At 69.9% G+C, this 14,997-nt stretch carries 16 protein-coding genes and 1 pseudogene; 7 read left to right on the top strand and 10 right to left on the bottom strand.

Annotation, left to right across the window (positions count from 1 at the left end; genetic code table 11):
- The first annotated feature begins 1 nt into the window (after position 1).
- A complete protein-coding gene (locus OG884_RS02800) occupies positions 2–1,000 on the top strand; it encodes a LacI family DNA-binding transcriptional regulator (protein WP_326641803.1) in 999 nt (332 codons plus the stop codon).
- Here the strand turns inward: OG884_RS02800 and OG884_RS02805 are convergent.
- Entirely contained in the window at positions 972–1,457 is a 486-nt protein-coding gene (locus OG884_RS02805) for a glutathione peroxidase (protein ID WP_326641805.1), read from the bottom strand. The two genes, OG884_RS02800 and OG884_RS02805, sit on opposite strands and share 29 nt — an antisense overlap.
- A 221-nt stretch (positions 1,458–1,678) precedes the next feature.
- Between OG884_RS02805 and OG884_RS02810 the strand changes: the two genes are divergently transcribed.
- A complete protein-coding gene (locus tag OG884_RS02810; RefSeq protein ID WP_326641807.1) occupies positions 1,679–2,071 on the top strand; it encodes a transglycosylase SLT domain-containing protein in 393 nt (130 codons plus the stop codon).
- Between the two features lie 340 nt (positions 2,072–2,411).
- Positions 2,412–2,906, top strand: coding sequence for a transglycosylase SLT domain-containing protein (locus tag OG884_RS02815; RefSeq protein ID WP_326641809.1), 495 nt, complete (start codon positions 2,412–2,414; stop codon positions 2,904–2,906).
- 68 nt (positions 2,907–2,974) lie between these two features.
- Here the strand turns inward: OG884_RS02815 and OG884_RS02820 are convergent, their stop codons facing one another.
- Positions 2,975–3,607 carry a TetR/AcrR family transcriptional regulator C-terminal domain-containing protein gene (locus tag OG884_RS02820; protein ID WP_326641811.1) on the bottom strand — a complete coding sequence of 211 codons (633 nt, stop codon included), beginning with the start codon at positions 3,605–3,607 and terminating at the stop codon, positions 2,975–2,977.
- 93 nt (positions 3,608–3,700) lie between these two features.
- Here OG884_RS02820 and OG884_RS02825 point away from each other — a divergent pair, with 93 nt between their 5' ends.
- The gene (locus tag OG884_RS02825) at positions 3,701–4,822 is read left to right on the top strand and encodes a ferritin-like domain-containing protein (RefSeq protein ID WP_326641813.1); all 1,122 of its coding nucleotides are present in this window, start codon (positions 3,701–3,703) and stop codon (positions 4,820–4,822) included.
- 172 nt (positions 4,823–4,994) lie between these two features.
- Here OG884_RS02825 and OG884_RS02830 read toward each other — a convergent pair whose 3' ends face one another.
- The 3 genes from OG884_RS02830 to OG884_RS02840 all read right to left on the bottom strand — a co-directional run bounded on the left by OG884_RS02830 (position 4,995) and on the right by OG884_RS02840 (position 6,137).
- The gene (locus tag OG884_RS02830; RefSeq protein WP_326641815.1) at positions 4,995–5,327 is read right to left on the bottom strand and encodes a DUF202 domain-containing protein; all 333 of its coding nucleotides are present in this window, start codon (positions 5,325–5,327) and stop codon (positions 4,995–4,997) included.
- A complete protein-coding gene (locus tag OG884_RS02835) occupies positions 5,324–5,665 on the bottom strand; it encodes a YidH family protein (RefSeq protein WP_326641817.1) in 342 nt (113 codons plus the stop codon). The genes OG884_RS02830 and OG884_RS02835 overlap by 4 nt, the downstream gene beginning before the upstream one ends.
- Positions 5,666–5,735: 70 nt before the next feature.
- Positions 5,736–6,137, bottom strand: a complete 402-nt coding sequence (locus tag OG884_RS02840; RefSeq protein ID WP_326641818.1) for a hypothetical protein — start codon at positions 6,135–6,137, stop codon at positions 5,736–5,738.
- Positions 6,138–6,498: 361 nt separating this feature from the next.
- Here OG884_RS02840 and iscB point away from each other — a divergent pair, with 361 nt between their 5' ends.
- Together iscB and OG884_RS02850 are read left to right on the top strand one after the other, a co-directional pair.
- Positions 6,499–7,965 (top strand): RNA-guided endonuclease IscB, encoded by a 1,467-nt coding sequence (gene iscB / locus OG884_RS02845; RefSeq protein WP_326641819.1) that lies wholly within the window; start codon positions 6,499–6,501, stop codon positions 7,963–7,965.
- On the top strand, positions 7,962–8,219 hold the full coding sequence (locus OG884_RS02850) for a ubiquitin carboxyl-terminal hydrolase 14 (RefSeq protein WP_326641821.1): 258 nt from the start codon (positions 7,962–7,964) through the stop codon (positions 8,217–8,219). The genes iscB and OG884_RS02850 overlap by 4 nt, the downstream gene beginning before the upstream one ends.
- Before the next feature lie 125 nt (positions 8,220–8,344).
- Here the strand turns inward: OG884_RS02850 and OG884_RS02855 are convergent, their stop codons facing one another.
- From OG884_RS02855 to OG884_RS02865, 3 genes and pseudogenes are all read right to left on the bottom strand, one after another.
- Positions 8,345–8,872 carry a hypothetical protein gene (locus OG884_RS02855; protein WP_326641823.1) on the bottom strand — a complete coding sequence of 176 codons (528 nt, stop codon included), beginning with the start codon at positions 8,870–8,872 and terminating at the stop codon, positions 8,345–8,347.
- A gap of 91 nt (positions 8,873–8,963) precedes the next feature.
- Positions 8,964–9,356: pseudogene (locus OG884_RS02860) on the bottom strand (cation:proton antiporter domain-containing protein); the annotation flags it as partial.
- Positions 9,357–9,551: 195 nt separating this feature from the next.
- A complete protein-coding gene (locus OG884_RS02865; protein ID WP_326641825.1) occupies positions 9,552–10,847 on the bottom strand; it encodes a hypothetical protein in 1,296 nt (431 codons plus the stop codon).
- Between the two features lie 264 nt (positions 10,848–11,111).
- On the opposite strand from OG884_RS02865, the gene OG884_RS02870 reads away from it, so the two are divergent.
- Positions 11,112–13,196, top strand: a complete 2,085-nt coding sequence (locus tag OG884_RS02870) for an ATP-dependent DNA helicase (protein WP_326641827.1) — start codon at positions 11,112–11,114, stop codon at positions 13,194–13,196.
- Between the two features lie 185 nt (positions 13,197–13,381).
- Here the strand turns inward: OG884_RS02870 and aroB are convergent, their stop codons facing one another.
- Together aroB and OG884_RS02880 are read right to left on the bottom strand one after the other, a co-directional pair.
- Positions 13,382–14,458 carry a 3-dehydroquinate synthase gene (aroB, locus tag OG884_RS02875; RefSeq protein ID WP_326641828.1) on the bottom strand — a complete coding sequence of 359 codons (1,077 nt, stop codon included), beginning with the start codon at positions 14,456–14,458 and terminating at the stop codon, positions 13,382–13,384.
- 2 nt (positions 14,459–14,460) lie between these two features.
- A complete protein-coding gene (locus tag OG884_RS02880; protein ID WP_326641830.1) occupies positions 14,461–14,958 on the bottom strand; it encodes a shikimate kinase in 498 nt (165 codons plus the stop codon).
- Positions 14,959–14,997 lie beyond the last annotated feature (39 nt).

The following is a 14,997-nucleotide window of genomic DNA, read 5'->3' on the forward strand; positions in this document are numbered from 1 at the left end:
CATGAACATGCGTCGTACGACGATCAAGGACGTGGCCGAGGCGGCCGGGGTGGGGGTCGCCACGGTGTCCCGGGTGCTGTCCGGCGGGTCGGCGAGTCCCGAGACCAGGGAACGGGTGCTGAACGTCGCGGCCCAGCTCGACTACCGTCCCAGCGCGCTCGGGCGCAATCTCCGCCAGCGGCGCTCGGGCGGGATCGGGCTGCTGTTGCCCGACATCACCGACACCTTCTACGGCCGCCTGGCCGACGGCGTGCTCACCTGCGCGCGCTCGGCGGGAGAACCGGTGATCCTGGGCGCAACCGGCGACGATCCCGAGCGTGAGGCCGAGCTGATCGGCACGCTGCTCGAACAGGGCGTGGACCGGGTGATCGCGGTCCCCTCCGGTGACGGCGACGGTTGGGCGCCGACCCTGCGGGCCGGGCTGACCACCGTGTTCGCGCACCGGCTCTCGGCCGGGCACGAGGAGATCCCGGCGGTGCTGGCCGACGACCGCGCGGGGATCAGGATCGCGGTCGACTATCTGAAGGGACTGGGGCACCGCCGCATCGCCTACCTGGGCGGTCCGGGGCAGGAGCAGCGCCTGTCCTTCTTCCGGCAGGCGCTGGGACCCCTTGTCGACGAGGAACTGGTCGTCGCCGCCCGGGGCAGCCGCGACTCCGCCTACGCCGCCGCGGCCGGGCTCTTCCAGCACCGGCCCGACCTGACCGCCGTGCTGGCGGGGGGCAACCTGCTGGGCGAGGCGGCGGTGCTGGCGGCCAGGGAGCTGGACCTGCGCATCCCCAGGGACCTGTCTCTGATCATGTTCGACGACGTGCCCTGGGCGGAGCTGTGCTCACCGCCGCTGACGGTGATCGCCCAGCCGGCCCAGGACATCGGCTACCGCGCCGCCGAGCTGGTGCTGCGCGGCGGCGGCAGACGGCCACGCGGGGTGCTGCTGCCCACCGAGCTGATCGTCAGGGGTAGCTGCGCGGCTAGAGGGACCTCTCGATCGCCTCGATGACCGCGGGGTCGTCGGGCAGGACGCGCGGCCGGAACCTGGCCAGCACCTCCCCGTCGCGCGAGACGAGGAACTTCTCGAAGTTCCACTCGACGTCGCCGGCCTTGCCCTCCCCATCAGGGGTCTGGGTGAGCGAGTCGTAGAGCGGGTGCCTGCCTTCGCCGTTGACCTCGGCCTTGGCAAGGAGCGGGAAGTCGACGCCGTAGGTGGTGGAGCAGAACTCCTGGATCTCCTCCGCGGTGCCCGGCTCCTGTCCGTAGAACTGGTTGCAGGGCACCCCCACGACCGTGAAACCCCGGTCGCGGTAGGTCCGCTGAAGGTCGACGAGAGCGGCGTACTGGGGGGTCAGCCCGCATTTGGAAGCGACGTTGACGACGAGGACCGCTCGCTCTCCGGCCAGCTCGGCCAGGGTGGTGGGCGCGTCGGAGAGGGTGTGGATGGCGATATCACGGATTCCCATGCTCCGCACCCTAATCCCCTTGTCACATTTGAGAGTTATGTCGCCCATAAAGTGAAATGTGACAGAAGCCACAGATGAGACGGCACCCCCCTCACCAAGGCCCTGATCGTTCTCTTACCGATCTTTGACATGACTCCTGACAGGCGATGTCGACTGGTCCGGCGACGAATCGCCGGGCATCGTGGCGGCCGTCCCTCACCCCCAAGGCACAAGGGAGTCCCATGTCGACGCTACGCCGTACCGGTGTGCTGGTGATCGCCTCGGCACTCACCCTCGGCACCACCACCACGGTCGCCCAGGCGTCCTCGGCGAGAACCGGCAACCAGGCCGTCGCCAGGCCGATGGTGGCCGCGCACGGCTGGAGCAGGACCCAGTTCGACTGCCTCAGCAGGCTCTGGACAAGGGAGAGCAACTGGAACCACCGCGCCCGCAACCGCCACTCGGGTGCGTACGGCATCCCGCAGGCACTGCCCGCGGGGAAGATGGCCACCGCCGGCCGCGACTGGCGCACCAACCCCCGGACGCAGATCAGATGGGGACTCGGATACATCAAGCAGCGCTACGGCTCGCCGTGCCGGGCGTGGGCGCACTTCGGCTCCCGAGGCTGGTACTGATCACAGAGCGGTGATCTGAAACCCCATGACGGGGTGATTTTCACACCGTCTCCACGCATGGGCGATTCGCCGGTCGTAACCGGACCCTCGCCGAATCTCCCGTAGATCAAGAAGATCGGGCAAACACCTTCCCTTCGCGTGTCCCATCCGCCGTCCGACGCTCTCCCGCGTACTAGAAAGCCGCCTAGAGAGACCGCCGCGGCGTCTCATGCCGGAAACAGGCCGGCGAGACCGCGCGGACGTTCCCCGCCCGAGCCACGGGCGCCGGATCGTCGGCCGCACGAGGGCACCCGCGTGCCCTCCTGCGGCCTCCGCACGTGGCCCGAGGACAAGGATCCATGTGAACAGCTACCTCGTTCTGCGCAACACAGTCGTGACCGTTCTCGCCGCCTCGGCGATGGTCGGGTCCTCGACGTCGGGGCAGGCCGACAGCACAGCCGAGTCGTCCAGGAAGGGGACGGCGAGAACCGTCCATCGCCTCACCTGGGTCACCCAGGTGAAGCCAAGAGTGAAGGCGGTCGCGAGGACCGCCAAGAGCAGGAACAAGACGATCGCCTATCGTCTCGTCTCCCGCCGCGCGTGGCCGCACAGCCAGTTCCGCTGCCTGGACAGTCTCTGGACCAGGGAAAGCAACTGGAACCACCGCGCCTACAACCGCTCCTCGGGGGCGTACGGGATTCCGCAGGCACTGCCCGGCTCGAAGATGGGCGGCAGCGGCGGGGACTGGCGATACAACCCGATCACGCAGATCCACTGGGGTCTGAGCTACATCAAGAGCCGCTACGGGTCACCGTGCGGCGCGTGGGGTCACTTCCGGTCGAGCAACTGGTACTGACCCCGCCCGGAGAGTGTCCAGGGGAAGGGAACACTCTCCCGACGCCCGGGGCTGCGAGGTCCCGGGCGTCACCTCTTGAGCTGCAGGGCCATCGCCTGGATGAGCAGCTCAAGGCCGAAGGCGAACTCCGCCTCGTGGTCGCACTCGTGGAGTTCCGGAGCCAGCTCGCCGACCTGCGGGAACAGCAGGGGGTCGACCTCGTTGACGCGAACGTCCGGACGGTGCACCGGGGCGAAGGTCGGGGTCACCCCGACCTCCCTCAGCAGGGAGCCCACGATGTAGGCGATGAACACCCGCAGGGCGCGCACCGCCTCGTCGCCCCCGAAGCCCGCGCCGCGCAGCGTGGCCAGCGCCCGCTCCACCGGGAGCAGCCCCGCAGTGGAGCGGAGCTGGCGGCTGACCACCACCATCGTGCACCGCGGGTAGTGGTGCGCGATCTGCCGGAAGGCGAGCGCCTGCATGCGCACACGGTCGGTCCACTCGGCGTCCGGGTCGTCGGTGAACTCGATCTGCGACAGGACGGTCTCGGCCACCGCGTCCAGCAGGGCCTCCTTGTTCGGCACATGGTTGTAGAGCGACATCACGCCCACGCCCAGATCGGCGGCGATCGCGCGCATGGACACCGCGTCGGCGCCCTCCCGCTCGATCAGGTCGATAGCCGTGGCGACGATGCGCGCTCGGGACAGTGGCTCGGCAGGCATATGACCATTGTCCCCTCATCGGTTCCATTGACGTACGTACAGCGTACGTGGCACGCTCGTCCTTTACGTACGGTGTACGTCCCTGGAGGCCGCATGTCGACACACGATCTCTACACCATCCCCGCCGAGCTTTCCACGTGGGACGTCGAGGCGGCCGGGGCCGCCCGCTTCACCTGGGAGTACGACAACGGCAGGGATCGCATGCTCGCCCTGTACCAGAAGGGCAAGGACAAGCAGTGGGACTCGGTCAGGCGCATCGACTGGGACCTGGAGGTCGACCCGTACAACGTGCTCGGCATCCCCGACAACACCATCGCGATCTACGGCACCCCGCTCTGGGAGCGGATGGACGAAAAGCAGCACAAGGAGGTGCGCCTGCACGGCGCCGCCTGGCAGTTCTCCCAGTTCCTGCACGGGGAACAGGGCGCGATGATCTGCTCGGCCAGGATCGTGGAGTCGGTCCCCGACCTCGACTCCAAGTTCTACGCCGCCACCCAGACCATGGACGAGGCCCGCCACGCCGAGACCTACGCCCGCTTCCTCCAGGAGAAGGTGGGGCTGGCCTACCCCATCAACCCGTACCTGAAGTCGCTGCTCGACAGCACGCTGAGCGACTCCCGCTGGGACATGCCCTACCTCGGCATGCAGGTGCTCATCGAGGGCCTCGCCCTGGCCGCCTTCGGCGTGATGCGCGACATCACCACCAAGCCGCTGCCCAAGCAGATCCTCGCCTACGTGATGCAGGACGAGGCCCGGCACGTGGCCTTCGGCAGGATGGCGCTGCGCGACTACTACCACCAGCTCAGCGAGTCGGAGCTACGCGAGCGCGAGGACTTCGTCATCGAGGGCTGCTATCTGATGCGCGACCGGCTGCGCGGCCGGGAGACCTGGGAGAACCTGGGCCTGAACAAGGCCGAGGTCGCCGAGGCCATGGAATGTGTTGACAAGTCCGAATATCTCAAGATCTTCCGCTCCCTGCTCTTCAGCCGTATCGTCCCCTGCGTCAAGGACATCGGGTTATGGAGCCCCCGCCTGCAGAAGGCCTATGCCGACATGGGTGTGCTGGACATGGCGGGCCAGAGCCTGGACAGGCTGATGTGGCAGGACGAGGACATCGCCGAGAGGCTCGACGCCGAGCGGTTCGCCGCCGAGGAGACCGAGCGCCACGCGGAGGTCGCCGAGACCGTCGCCCTCGGCGGCGAGCCCCATCCCTGACCGGCCCTGACCCGGCCCCGGCCCGGACCCGCATCGGCGAGCTCGGGCAGCCTGTCGGCGTGAGCGGGCAACCGGTCGGCGTGAGCGGGCAACCGGTCGGCGCGCTGGGACAGCCGGTCGGCGTGGCCGGCCCACAGTGCGTGACATGCCGCGATACCTTGCCGCATATTCCTTACCCTCCGAACCTTGCCAGCACGAAGGCGATGGCTCCGGCCACGGTGGCGAGAGTGCCGAACCAGGCGATGAGAGCGTCGGCCCGGTTGTCGAGGGGACGGCTCTGGTGGAGTGCCTCTTGGACTCGGCGGAAGCGGATGCCCGTGTGGGTCAGCAGGAGGCCGGCGCAGAACACGGCCGGCACGAAGGGGACGATGGCTATCAGGGGCGTGCCCGCGCGCAGGGCGACACCGGCACCGGCCAGGCCGGTGACGGCCAGCATGGCGGTGGTACGTATCCAGGCGAGCTGGGTCCGCTCGCTCTGCAGGCCCTCGTCCCAGGGTCTGTTCATCGGGACAGCAGGATGAGGATCAGGGCGAGCACGGCGACCGCCGCCACACCGTACCCGAACAGGGGCGCGAGGGCGGGAGGCGGCAGTGGGGCGGAGCTGCGCAGGGCGTGCTGGACGCGGCGCCAGCGGGGGTAGGCCATCGCGGCCGCCAGGGCGGACAACGACACCAGGACCACCGCGAGCAGGGTCCGCATCCACGGGACGAAGATATCGGCGGAGACCGCGGCCATGGCCACACCGCCCGCGCTCAGCGCGAGCGATGTGCTCAGCCAGGTCAGGTAGGTGCGTTCATTGGCAAGGGTGAATCGAGGATCCGGCTCGTGGTCGGGAGGCTCCATGGGAACGACGCTATTTCAGCTACATTCCCCCTAGAGAACCCGGGTTGACGGAGACCTCCGCTGGTGAGGGCTACCCGCAGGCGTTGGTCAGCTGCTCGACCCACCGCACCGAGTCGGTCGCCACCTTCTGCGCGGTGTCGATGGCACTGTTGGCGTCAGGGACGTTGAAGCCCTCCAGGGTGTTGGAGACGCCGTCGGCCGCCTCCTTCAGCGAGGTGTTGGCCGCCTTGTCGGCCAGGTCGCCCAGCTTGGCGCCCCCGTCCTTCAGCGCCTGCTCCATCGCGGCGGGGTCGTCGAGCAGACCGGAGACCTTCGAGACGGTCTCGGTGACGATGCCTGCGGCCTGCACGCACTGCTGTGCCTTGTCGATGCCCTGGCTCACCTCCTGGATCTCGGAGCAACCGGTGGTGATCAGGACGGCGGCGAGCGCTGAGGCGGCGAGGGCGGGGATTCGTCGCAGAAGGGGTCGCATGCCCAGACCCTACCCAACAAGCCGGTGCGGCAGGTGCCTGTCGTGCCGGTTCATTGTCGGCTGGAGCGCGGCTCCGGCCATACGATCAGCAGTGTTCGAACGAAGGAGAGATCGTCAACGCCCCCCTCCCGAAGGAGGGGGCTTGAGGTACAGCGATGCGTCTTGAAGCCCCGCGTTGACCAGCCCGAGTCGATCACCTAGAAGGAGGTGCATTCGATCGACTACGTTTCACGTAGGCCGGCAGACCCACCAGCGGGTGCTTCCTCAGCCCGCTGCTCTGGAATCCGCGTCAGCAGACACGCCCGAGGGTGGGCACGAAACGGGACGCGGACACCGCTTCAACTTCAACGCGGTAACCGGCGTGGAACATGGGCGAGGGGAGATCGGAGCGGACGGCACCCGTCTGCTCCGGCGTCACCCCGACGGCGCCACGGCGCCCGAGGGAGCCAACCGTGAGGTTCACCCGGCCGTGTTCGTCCTGGACTCCCGCGGCCGCCCGCTTGACCCGTGCCACCCTGCCCGCGCCCGCCGCCTACTGGCGGCCGGGCGGGCCGTGGTCCACCGGCATACCCCGTTCGTCATCCGGCTGCGCGACCGCGCCGCCACCGACTCCACACTCCAGGGCGTCGAGGTCGGCATCGACCCCGGCTCCAAACACACCGGCATCGCCGTGTTCACCGAACGCGACGGGAACCGTGCCGGCACCTACAGCATCCAACTCGATCACCGGGGCGGCCGGATCCGCGACAAGCTCAGCGCGCGGGCCGCGCTGCGCCGGGGCCGCCGTTCCCGTAACCTGCGCTACCGCGCGCCCCGTTTCTCCAACCGCACCAAACCGAAGGGGTGGCTCGCCCCGTCCCTGCGACACCGCGTGGACACGACCATGTCCTGGGTTGGACGCCTGAGGCGCTGGGCGCCCGTTCGAGCCGTCCACGTCGAGCGCGTCGCGTTCGACACGCACGCCATGTCAGCGGGCAAGCCGCTCGAAGGGGTGGCGTACCAGCAGGGAACGCTCGCCGGATACGAAGTCCGCGAGTATCTGCTGGCCAAGTGGGGGCGCACGTGCGCGTACTGCGGCAAGCAGGACGTGCCGCTCAACCTCGACCACATTCACCCGCGTTCCCGGGGCGGCTCCGACCGGATCAGCAACCTGGCCCTGGCGTGCATCCCGTGCAACCAGACCAAGAACGCCACCCCGATCGAGGAGTTCCTGGCAGGAGAGCCGAAGGTGCTCGCCCGCATCATGGCGCGGGCGAAGGCCCCGTTACGGGACGCCGCCGCCGTCAACGCCACCAGGTGGGCGTTGTGGCGGGCGTTGGAAGCCACCGGCCTGCCCGTGGCCACCGGCTCGGGCGGCCGGACGAAGTGGAACCGTACCCGCACCGGCGCGGCGAAGTCGCACACCTTGGACGCGCTGCGCGTCGGCCATCTCGACGTGGTAGCCGGCTGGCCGTCCACGGTCCTGGTGGTGAAGGCGACCGGGCGCGGCACGTACTGCCGGACCCGCACCGACAAGTACGGGTTCCCCCGACTACGGCTGCCCCGAACCAAGACCGTGCGCGGCTTCCAGACCGGTGACCTGGTCCGGGCAAACGTCCCGGCAGGCAAGAAGGCCGGGGTTCACACCGGCCGGGTCGCCGTCCGCACCACCGGAAACTTCAACATCACCACCCGGCACGGCACCGTGCAGGGCATCGGCCACCGCCACGTTCGCATGCTCCAGAGAGCGGACGGCTACGGCTACGCAACCCATTCAGAAACGCGGCACCGTGCCGCGTTTCCTCCCCCGCCTGAAGGCGGGGGTCTCCACGCTGGAGGTAACCGATGAAGCTCTGTCAGCATCTCGCGGAGGCTCAGGACCCGCCTCCGCACACACCACAGGGGTGCGAGGAATGCCTCGCGGCGGGTGATCGCTGGGTTCACCTGCGCAAGTGCCTGTCCTGCGGGCACATCGGCTGCTGCGACTCCTCCCCCAACAAGCACGCCACCGCCCACTCGACGGTGATCGGCCATCCGGTCGTCGCCTCGTTCGAACCGGGCGAGGACTGGCGGTGGTGCTACGTGGACAAAATCATCGGCTGACCGGCGGCGACGGGGCCCTTCCGCCGTGCGGGATGTCAGCTCCAAGTCTTTTCCAAGCACGAGGGCCTATCTCTTGATCTGTAACGATGTTCAAGAGTACGGAGGCCACCCGCCTAGCCACCCGCCTAGTCACGCTCCAGCATGGCCTCCTCGAAGTCGATCTCCTGGAGGACCCGGCGGAGCACCTCGTCGTCGATGCGCCGCTCGTCGCGGAGGCGTACGAAAACCTCGCGCTCGACCGCCAGCATCTCCCGGCGGAGCCGCCGGTAGACCATGCCGGGCGTCTCCTCCCCCTGTGGTCCCGTGCCGCCGCCCAGTCGCTCCCAGGCGCTGAGGGTGCGGCGCTCGGCGCGTGACCTGAGCTGGTCGACGACCTCCCGATAGACCTCGTCGACGCCCTCACCCACCAGTTCGTCCAGCCGGGCCAGCGAGGCGGAGGTGGCCGCCTGCTGGGCGGCCGCCTCGGCCAGGTTGTCGGTGTAGATCTCCCGCTCGTTGGAGACCTTCAGCCTGCGGATCAGCGCCGGGAACGTCAGGCCCTGGACGAGGAGGGTGCCGATCACCACCGAGAAGGTGAGAAAGAGCAACAGGTCGCGGCCCTGCAGGGTCTGCGGAATGGCGAAGGCCGCGGCGAGGGAGACCACTCCGCGCATGCCCGCCCAGCTCACAACGGTCAGCTGCTGCCAGGCTCTCCCCCACCAGGATGGTGACCGTCCTGCGAGGCAACCCGAGCCTGCGGGCCACGGCGACGGCGGCGACCGCGTCGGGCGGGGCCACGATCGCGCCCAGCGCGAACGCGGCGGCCGGCGGCAACTCGGGCAGGAGCAGATGGGTGATCCACCCGATGACCAGCGTGGTGAACAGCACCAGGCCGATCGAGAGCAGCCCGATCTGCCGGCGAAAGTCCTTGAGCCTCAGATAGGAGCTGTCGATCGCCGCCGAATAGAGCAGCGGGGGCAGGAAGACCAGCAGGATCAGCTCGGGGTCGAGCTCGTACTCGGGGAAGACGGGCGACAGCACCAGCCCCACGAGCACCAGCAGCAGCGGCGCCGGCCACCCCCTGCGCCTGACCACCGCGGCCACCCCGATCCCAAGGACCGACACGGCCAGCGTCTGCACCACGGTCGACTGGTCCACGCCACCCTGCCCGATAGGATCGATCGGTTTCCGTGCCTCCGCGCGCCTCGGGAACCGCCCGGGACAGCGGAAACCGCCACACGGCGCCGGGTTTCACACCCGGCGGCCGGAACGACGGTACCTCCCGGGCGTGGACCTCTCGGCCGGGACACGACGGGACCGCGCTCCAGGGAACTCGCCTCCCCTACAGGGAGGTCACCACTCTCCGCGTTCGCCCCGGTCGCCCCGGTCGCCCCGGCGCCGTCCCTCGCGGCGCCTGTCGTCGTACTGGTGCTCGTCACGGCGGCGGTCGTACCGGTCGTCGTGGCCCTGTTCGGGGCGGAGCCTCTCACCCGTGGAGTGCGGCGGGTCCTGGAGGTAGGGGCGTGACAGCCTCTGGTCGGGCGCGGACTGGCCTCCCAGCCCCAGCGGGTCGGACGGATCGACGTCCTGCTGCGGGTAGACGGGTGGCGAGCCGTACAGGTCCCTGAGGTCGGCGGGGTGACCGGCCTGATGTGGCTGGGCGGTGCCGAACGCGTAGGGATCGGGCTGCGCGGGGGCCGGGTAGCCGTACGGATCGGGCTGCGGGGTCCCGTGGCCGGCGGCCTGCTGCTGGGCGGCGAACCCGAAGGGGTCCGTCGAGCTCTGCTGCCCCTGCCCGTAGGGGTCGGGATCCGGCCGGCGGGCGGAGTTGGGGAACTGTTCGGCGTGCGGCGCGAACGGGTCGACGGGCCGCTGCTGGAGCGACACATCGTACGGATCGGGCTGCTGGACGCCGAACCGGTCGGCTGGCTGCGGCGCGGGCGTGCCGTAGGGGTCCGGCTGCGAGGCGGGCACCGCGTAGGGGTCCGGCTGCGGCGCCCCGTACGGAGCGGGCTGCTGCGCGGGCGGGTAGTGGTCGCCCGGCATCTGGTAGGCGGCCTCGCCGGACACGGGGCCCGTGCCGAGCGGATCGAAGGACTGCGGCTGCCCGTAGGACAGGGAGTCATTAACGATCATGTTCTCGCGCGGCACGGCGTCCGAGGAGCCGTACCCCGGCGCCATCCGATCCTGGGACCAGTCGGGCCGGTCGGGCCGATCCAGGGGAGGCACCACTCCTCGCGCGACGAGCACGTCGTTCGGCCCGAGGGTGGCGACCTGGCGGGGCTCGTCCGGCACGGGGACGTGACCGGCCGGGTCGGCATACTGCTGGGGCTGGGCGTAGTCCTCGGGCCGCGGCCTGGCGTACTGGCCGGTGCCGGGATAGTCACCGTGGATCTGCTGCTCGGCGTGAACGGGCTCGCCCACCTCGTCGGGGTACTGCCCACCGGCCTGGACGAAGCCCTCGTCGAGGGTGTCGACCAGCCGCCCCACATCGTTCATGGGCATGCGGAAACTCGCGGTGCACATCTCGCCACGCCACAGGCTCAGCACCAGCGTGCCTTCGTGCCAGGTGACCCGGAGCACGCGCTCCTGGCCACGCTCGTCAAAGAACACCTCGCCGAACGACGGCAACGGGACAACTTCCGACATGGAGGACATAGTGCTTTAACCAGCCTTTATTCGTCCACTCGACCTCGGGAAACCCTACCGAACCGGTCTTTCCGTCCCCATCTTCCGCCCCAGTGACACCGGAACGGTAGACCTTCTTTGACCCTACGAGGATTGATGAGCCGGGTGATCCAGCCAGTTTGCCATGCGAGACGAACCTCAGGTTCCTGAATACGGGGATGCGGGCACACGGCGACCCACCGGAGCCGCCGCGCTTGTCGGGGCGAGCGGGTACGGTTGGCTGTCGTGCCGACCGACTCCATCGCCTCATCCAAAGACGTCTCCTCAAAGGTGGATATTCCCCCGGTTGAGGATCTGCTGAGCACCGCCGTCGAGGCGGTGGGCGGGGTCGACCGCCCCGGGCAGATCACCATGGTGAGGGCGGTGCAGCACGCGATCGAGTCAGGCGACCACCTGGCCGTCCAGGCGGGCACCGGCACCGGCAAGTCGCTGGCCTACCTGATCCCCTCGATCAGGCACGCGATGACCTCCAAGGGGGCCGTGGTCGTCTCCACCGCCACCATCGCGCTCCAGCGCCAGCTCGTCGACCGCGACCTGCCCCGCCTCGCCAAGGCCCTCGCCCCGCAGCTGCCGCACGAGCCCGCGTTCGCGATCCTCAAGGGCCGCCGCAACTACCTGTGCCGCTACAAGGCGAGCGCGGGATGGCCCGACGAGGAGCAGGACCAGCTCTTCGACCCCCGGGAGGTCAACGCGACGGGCCGGATGGTCCAGCGCATCCAGGAGTGGGCCAACGAGACCGAGACCGGTGACCGCGACGAGCTGGTCCCCGGCGTCAACGAGCAGGCCTGGCGCCAGTTCTCGGTCAGCGCCAGGGAGTGTCTGGGAGCCATGCGCTGCCCGAGCGGTATGGAATGCTTCGCCGAACTGGCCCGCGCCCGCGCCGGCGAGTCCGACGTGGTCGTGACCAACCACGCGCTGCTCGCCATCGACGCGATGGAGGACTTCCCGCTCCTGCCGGAGCACGAGGTGGTCGTGGTCGACGAGGCCCACGAGCTGGTCGACCGCGTCACCTCGGTGGTCAGCGGCGAACTGTCGGAGACCATGGTCGCGGCGGCCGTGCGGCGGGTCGGCAAGCTCATCGAGCAGCACCTGGCCGACCGCCTCATGGAGGCAGGAGAGGACCTCAAGGCCCTCCTCACCGCCGCCCCCGCCGGGCGCCTCGACGAGCTTCCCAATGTGCTCGGGCTGACGCTCGCCTTGATCCGCGACTCGGCGGGGGCGTGCATCACCGCCCTCGGCCCGCGCACCGGTGACAAGGACGACCCTGAGGGCGCGGGACTGCGCAAGGCGGCCTTCACCTCCCTGGACGAGGTCCACGACACCGCGCAGCGCATGCTCGACGCCTTCGGCCACGCCGAGGAGGTCGACCGGGCCGAGGTGGTCTGGCTGGAGGCCGGCACCGACCGGCGCCCGCCCCTGCTGCGGGTGGCGCCGCTGACGGTGGCGGGCATGCTCCGCGACAGGCTCTTCGGCGACCGTACGGTCATCCTGACCTCGGCCACGCTCGCCCTGGGCGGCGCCTTCGACGGTCTGGCCCGCCAGTGGGGCCTTGGCGCCGAGGGCGGCCGAAAGGACGCGGAGGCGGACGAGACAGGCGAGGGGCGCGACGAGTCCAAGAACGGGAAGGCCCACAAGCGCCGGGCCGGCTGGAGCGGCATCGACGTCGGCTCTCCCTTCGACCACCCCCGCAGCGGCATCCTCTACGTCGCCAAGCACCTGCCCCAGCCGGGCCGTGACGGCCTGCCCGAGGCCTACATCGACGAGATCACCGAGCTGATCGAGGCCGCCGGGGGCCGCACCCTCGGCCTGTTCTCCTCGATGCGGGCCGCCAAGGCGGCCACCGAGGCCCTGCGCGACCGGCTGAGCGTGCCGCTGCTCTGCCAGGGCGACGACTCCACGATGCTGCTGGTCAAGCAGTTCGCCGAGGACGAGCCGACCTGCCTGTTCGGCACGCTCTCCCTCTGGCAGGGCGTCGACGTCCCCGGCCCCTCACTGCGCCTGGTCATCATCGACCGGATCCCCTTCCCCCGTCCGGACGACCCGCTCAGCTCCGCCCGCCAGCGCCACGTGGCCGCCAAGGGCGGCAACGGGTTCATGTCGGTCGCCGCCACCCACGCCGCGCTGCTCCTCGCGCAGGGCGCGGGCCGCCTGCTCCGCAGCCAGCACGACAAGGGCGTGGTCGCGGTGCTGGACCCCCGGCTGGCTACGGCCCGCTACGCCGGGTTCCTGCGCGACTCCCTGCCGCCCTTCTGGCCCACCGACGACCCGGCGAAGGTCCGCAGCGCCCTCAAGCGCCTCAGCGCCTCCTGAAACCGCCTCGGCCCCCGGCGATCCCGGCATCGGGATCGCCGGGGGCCGGGTGCGACCGCCGGGGCGCGGGAAGTTCCGGGTCGCCCGGATTCAGGAGGTGCTCTCGGCGATGGCGTGCAGGGCCGGCACGTACGATCTCAGGCCGAAGCCCGCGATACCCACCGGGACCGCCGGTGTCGTGAAGCTCACCGGGCGATCTTCCGGTAGGCGGCTTCGAGAAGATCCTCCGAGGGATCGGACAGCGGGGACACCTTCGCCAGGCCGTCCAGGAGGATGAAGCGCAGCGTGGCGCCGCGGCTCTTCTTGTCGAGGCGCATGTGGTCCCGGAGCTCGGGCCAGGCCTCACGGCGGTAGGCGGTGGGCAGCCCGACCGAGGTCAGAATGGACCTGGTCCGTTCCACGAGGTCGGCGCCGATCCTGCCGTCCAGATGGGACAGCTCGGCCGCGTAGACCATGCCGATCGCGACGGCCTCGCCGTGCCGCATCCGGTACCGCTCGACGCGCTCGATGGCGTGGGCCAGGGTGTGGCCGTAGTTGAGGATCTCCCGCAGGCCGCCCTCGCGCAGGTCGGCGCCGACCACGTCGGCCTTGATCTGGATCTTGCGCTCGATCAGCTCGCGGGTGTGCCGCCCCTCGGGGACCTTGGCCCCCTCGGGATCGTCCTCGATGAGGACGAGGATCTCCGGGTCCGCGATGAAACCACCCTTGATGATCTCCGCGAGGCCGCCCACGTAGTCGTCGCGGGGCACCGAGACCAGGGTGGCCAGGTCGCACAGGACACCTGCCGGCGGATGGAACGATCCGACCAGGTTCTTGCCCTCGGGGGTGTTGATACCGGTCTTGCCACCCACGGCCGCGTCGACCATGCCGAGCAGTGTCGTCGGCACCTGCACCACCTTGACGCCGCGCAGCCAGGTGGCGGCGGCGAACCCCGCCAGGTCGGTGGTCGCTCCCCCGCCGACACCGACCACGGCGTCGGAGCGGGTGACGCCCGCACGGCCAAAGGCCGACCAGAGCTCCGCGACCACCTCGACGGTCTTGGCGCGCTCGGCGTCGGGCACCGGCAACGGGACCACCTCGTACCCGGCCGCCTCGATCACGCCGCAGACCGGGTGGGCGATCTCCGGCAGGCTCTCGGGGTGGATCACGGCGACGGTGCGGACCCCCGGCCCGAGCAGGCCCGGCAGCTCGCCGAGCACTCCGGCGCCGACCACCACGTCGTACGGGCTCTCGCCACCGACCTTGATCCTGGAGATCGTCACGGCTACAGGCTCCTCACGATCTCGTCGACGATCTGGCCGGGCTCGCGCTCGTCGGTCACCACGACGAACCGGGCCAGCTTCTCGTAGACGGGGCGGCGGGCGTCCATCAGTTTCTTCAGCTGGCTGCGCGGGTTCAGCACGAGCAGCGGCCGCGCCGAGGCCAGGCCCACCCTCTGGACGGCGTTGGAGAGACCGACCTCCAGGTAGACCACCGGATGCCCGGCCAGCAGCTCGCACGTGGCCTCGGTGAGGATCGCGCCGCCGCCGAGGGAGAGCACGCCGTCGTGCTCGGCCAGCGCCCGCCGCACGGCGTCGGCCTCCAGTTCGCGGAAGAACTCCTCGCCGTCCTCGATGAAGATGTCGCTCACCGGTTTGCCCACCGTGAGCTCAACGTCGGTGTCGGTGTCACGGAAGACGACCCCGAGCCGGCCGGCCAGGAGTTGTCCGATGGTCGACTTGCCCGATCCCGGGGGTCCGATCAGCACTACTCGGGGACTCATCCGGCCTCCTTGCACCGCGGCTCGCCGGCCGGAGCACCG

This window comes from Streptosporangium sp. NBC_01755, from assembly GCF_035917995.1.
Lineage (GTDB): Bacteria > Actinomycetota > Actinomycetes > Streptosporangiales > Streptosporangiaceae > Streptosporangium.

Coding starts and splice junctions, on each gene's coding strand:
- OG884_RS02810 (WP_326641807.1), top strand. CDS start 1,679: ATGTCGACGCTACGCCGTACCGGTGTGCTGGTGATCGCCTCGGCACTC.
- OG884_RS02850 (WP_326641821.1), top strand. CDS start 7,962: ATGAAGCTCTGTCAGCATCTCGCGGAGGCTCAGGACCCGCCTCCGCAC.
- OG884_RS02830 (WP_326641815.1), bottom strand. CDS start 5,327: ATGAACAGACCCTGGGACGAGGGCCTGCAGAGCGAGCGGACCCAGCTC.
- OG884_RS02805 (WP_326641805.1), bottom strand. CDS start 1,457: ATGGGAATCCGTGATATCGCCATCCACACCCTCTCCGACGCGCCCACC.
- OG884_RS02880 (WP_326641830.1), bottom strand. CDS start 14,958: ATGAGTCCCCGAGTAGTGCTGATCGGACCCCCGGGATCGGGCAAGTCG.
- OG884_RS02835 (WP_326641817.1), bottom strand. CDS start 5,665: ATGGAGCCTCCCGACCACGAGCCGGATCCTCGATTCACCCTTGCCAAT.
- OG884_RS02840 (WP_326641818.1), bottom strand. CDS start 6,137: ATGCGACCCCTTCTGCGACGAATCCCCGCCCTCGCCGCCTCAGCGCTC.
- OG884_RS02855 (WP_326641823.1), bottom strand. CDS start 8,872: ATGCGCGGAGTGGTCTCCCTCGCCGCGGCCTTCGCCATTCCGCAGACC.
- OG884_RS02865 (WP_326641825.1), bottom strand. CDS start 10,847: ATGTCGGAAGTTGTCCCGTTGCCGTCGTTCGGCGAGGTGTTCTTTGAC.
- OG884_RS02800 (WP_326641803.1), top strand. CDS start 2: ATGAACATGCGTCGTACGACGATCAAGGACGTGGCCGAGGCGGCCGGG.
- OG884_RS02825 (WP_326641813.1), top strand. CDS start 3,701: ATGTCGACACACGATCTCTACACCATCCCCGCCGAGCTTTCCACGTGG.
- OG884_RS02820 (WP_326641811.1), bottom strand. CDS start 3,607: ATGCCTGCCGAGCCACTGTCCCGAGCGCGCATCGTCGCCACGGCTATC.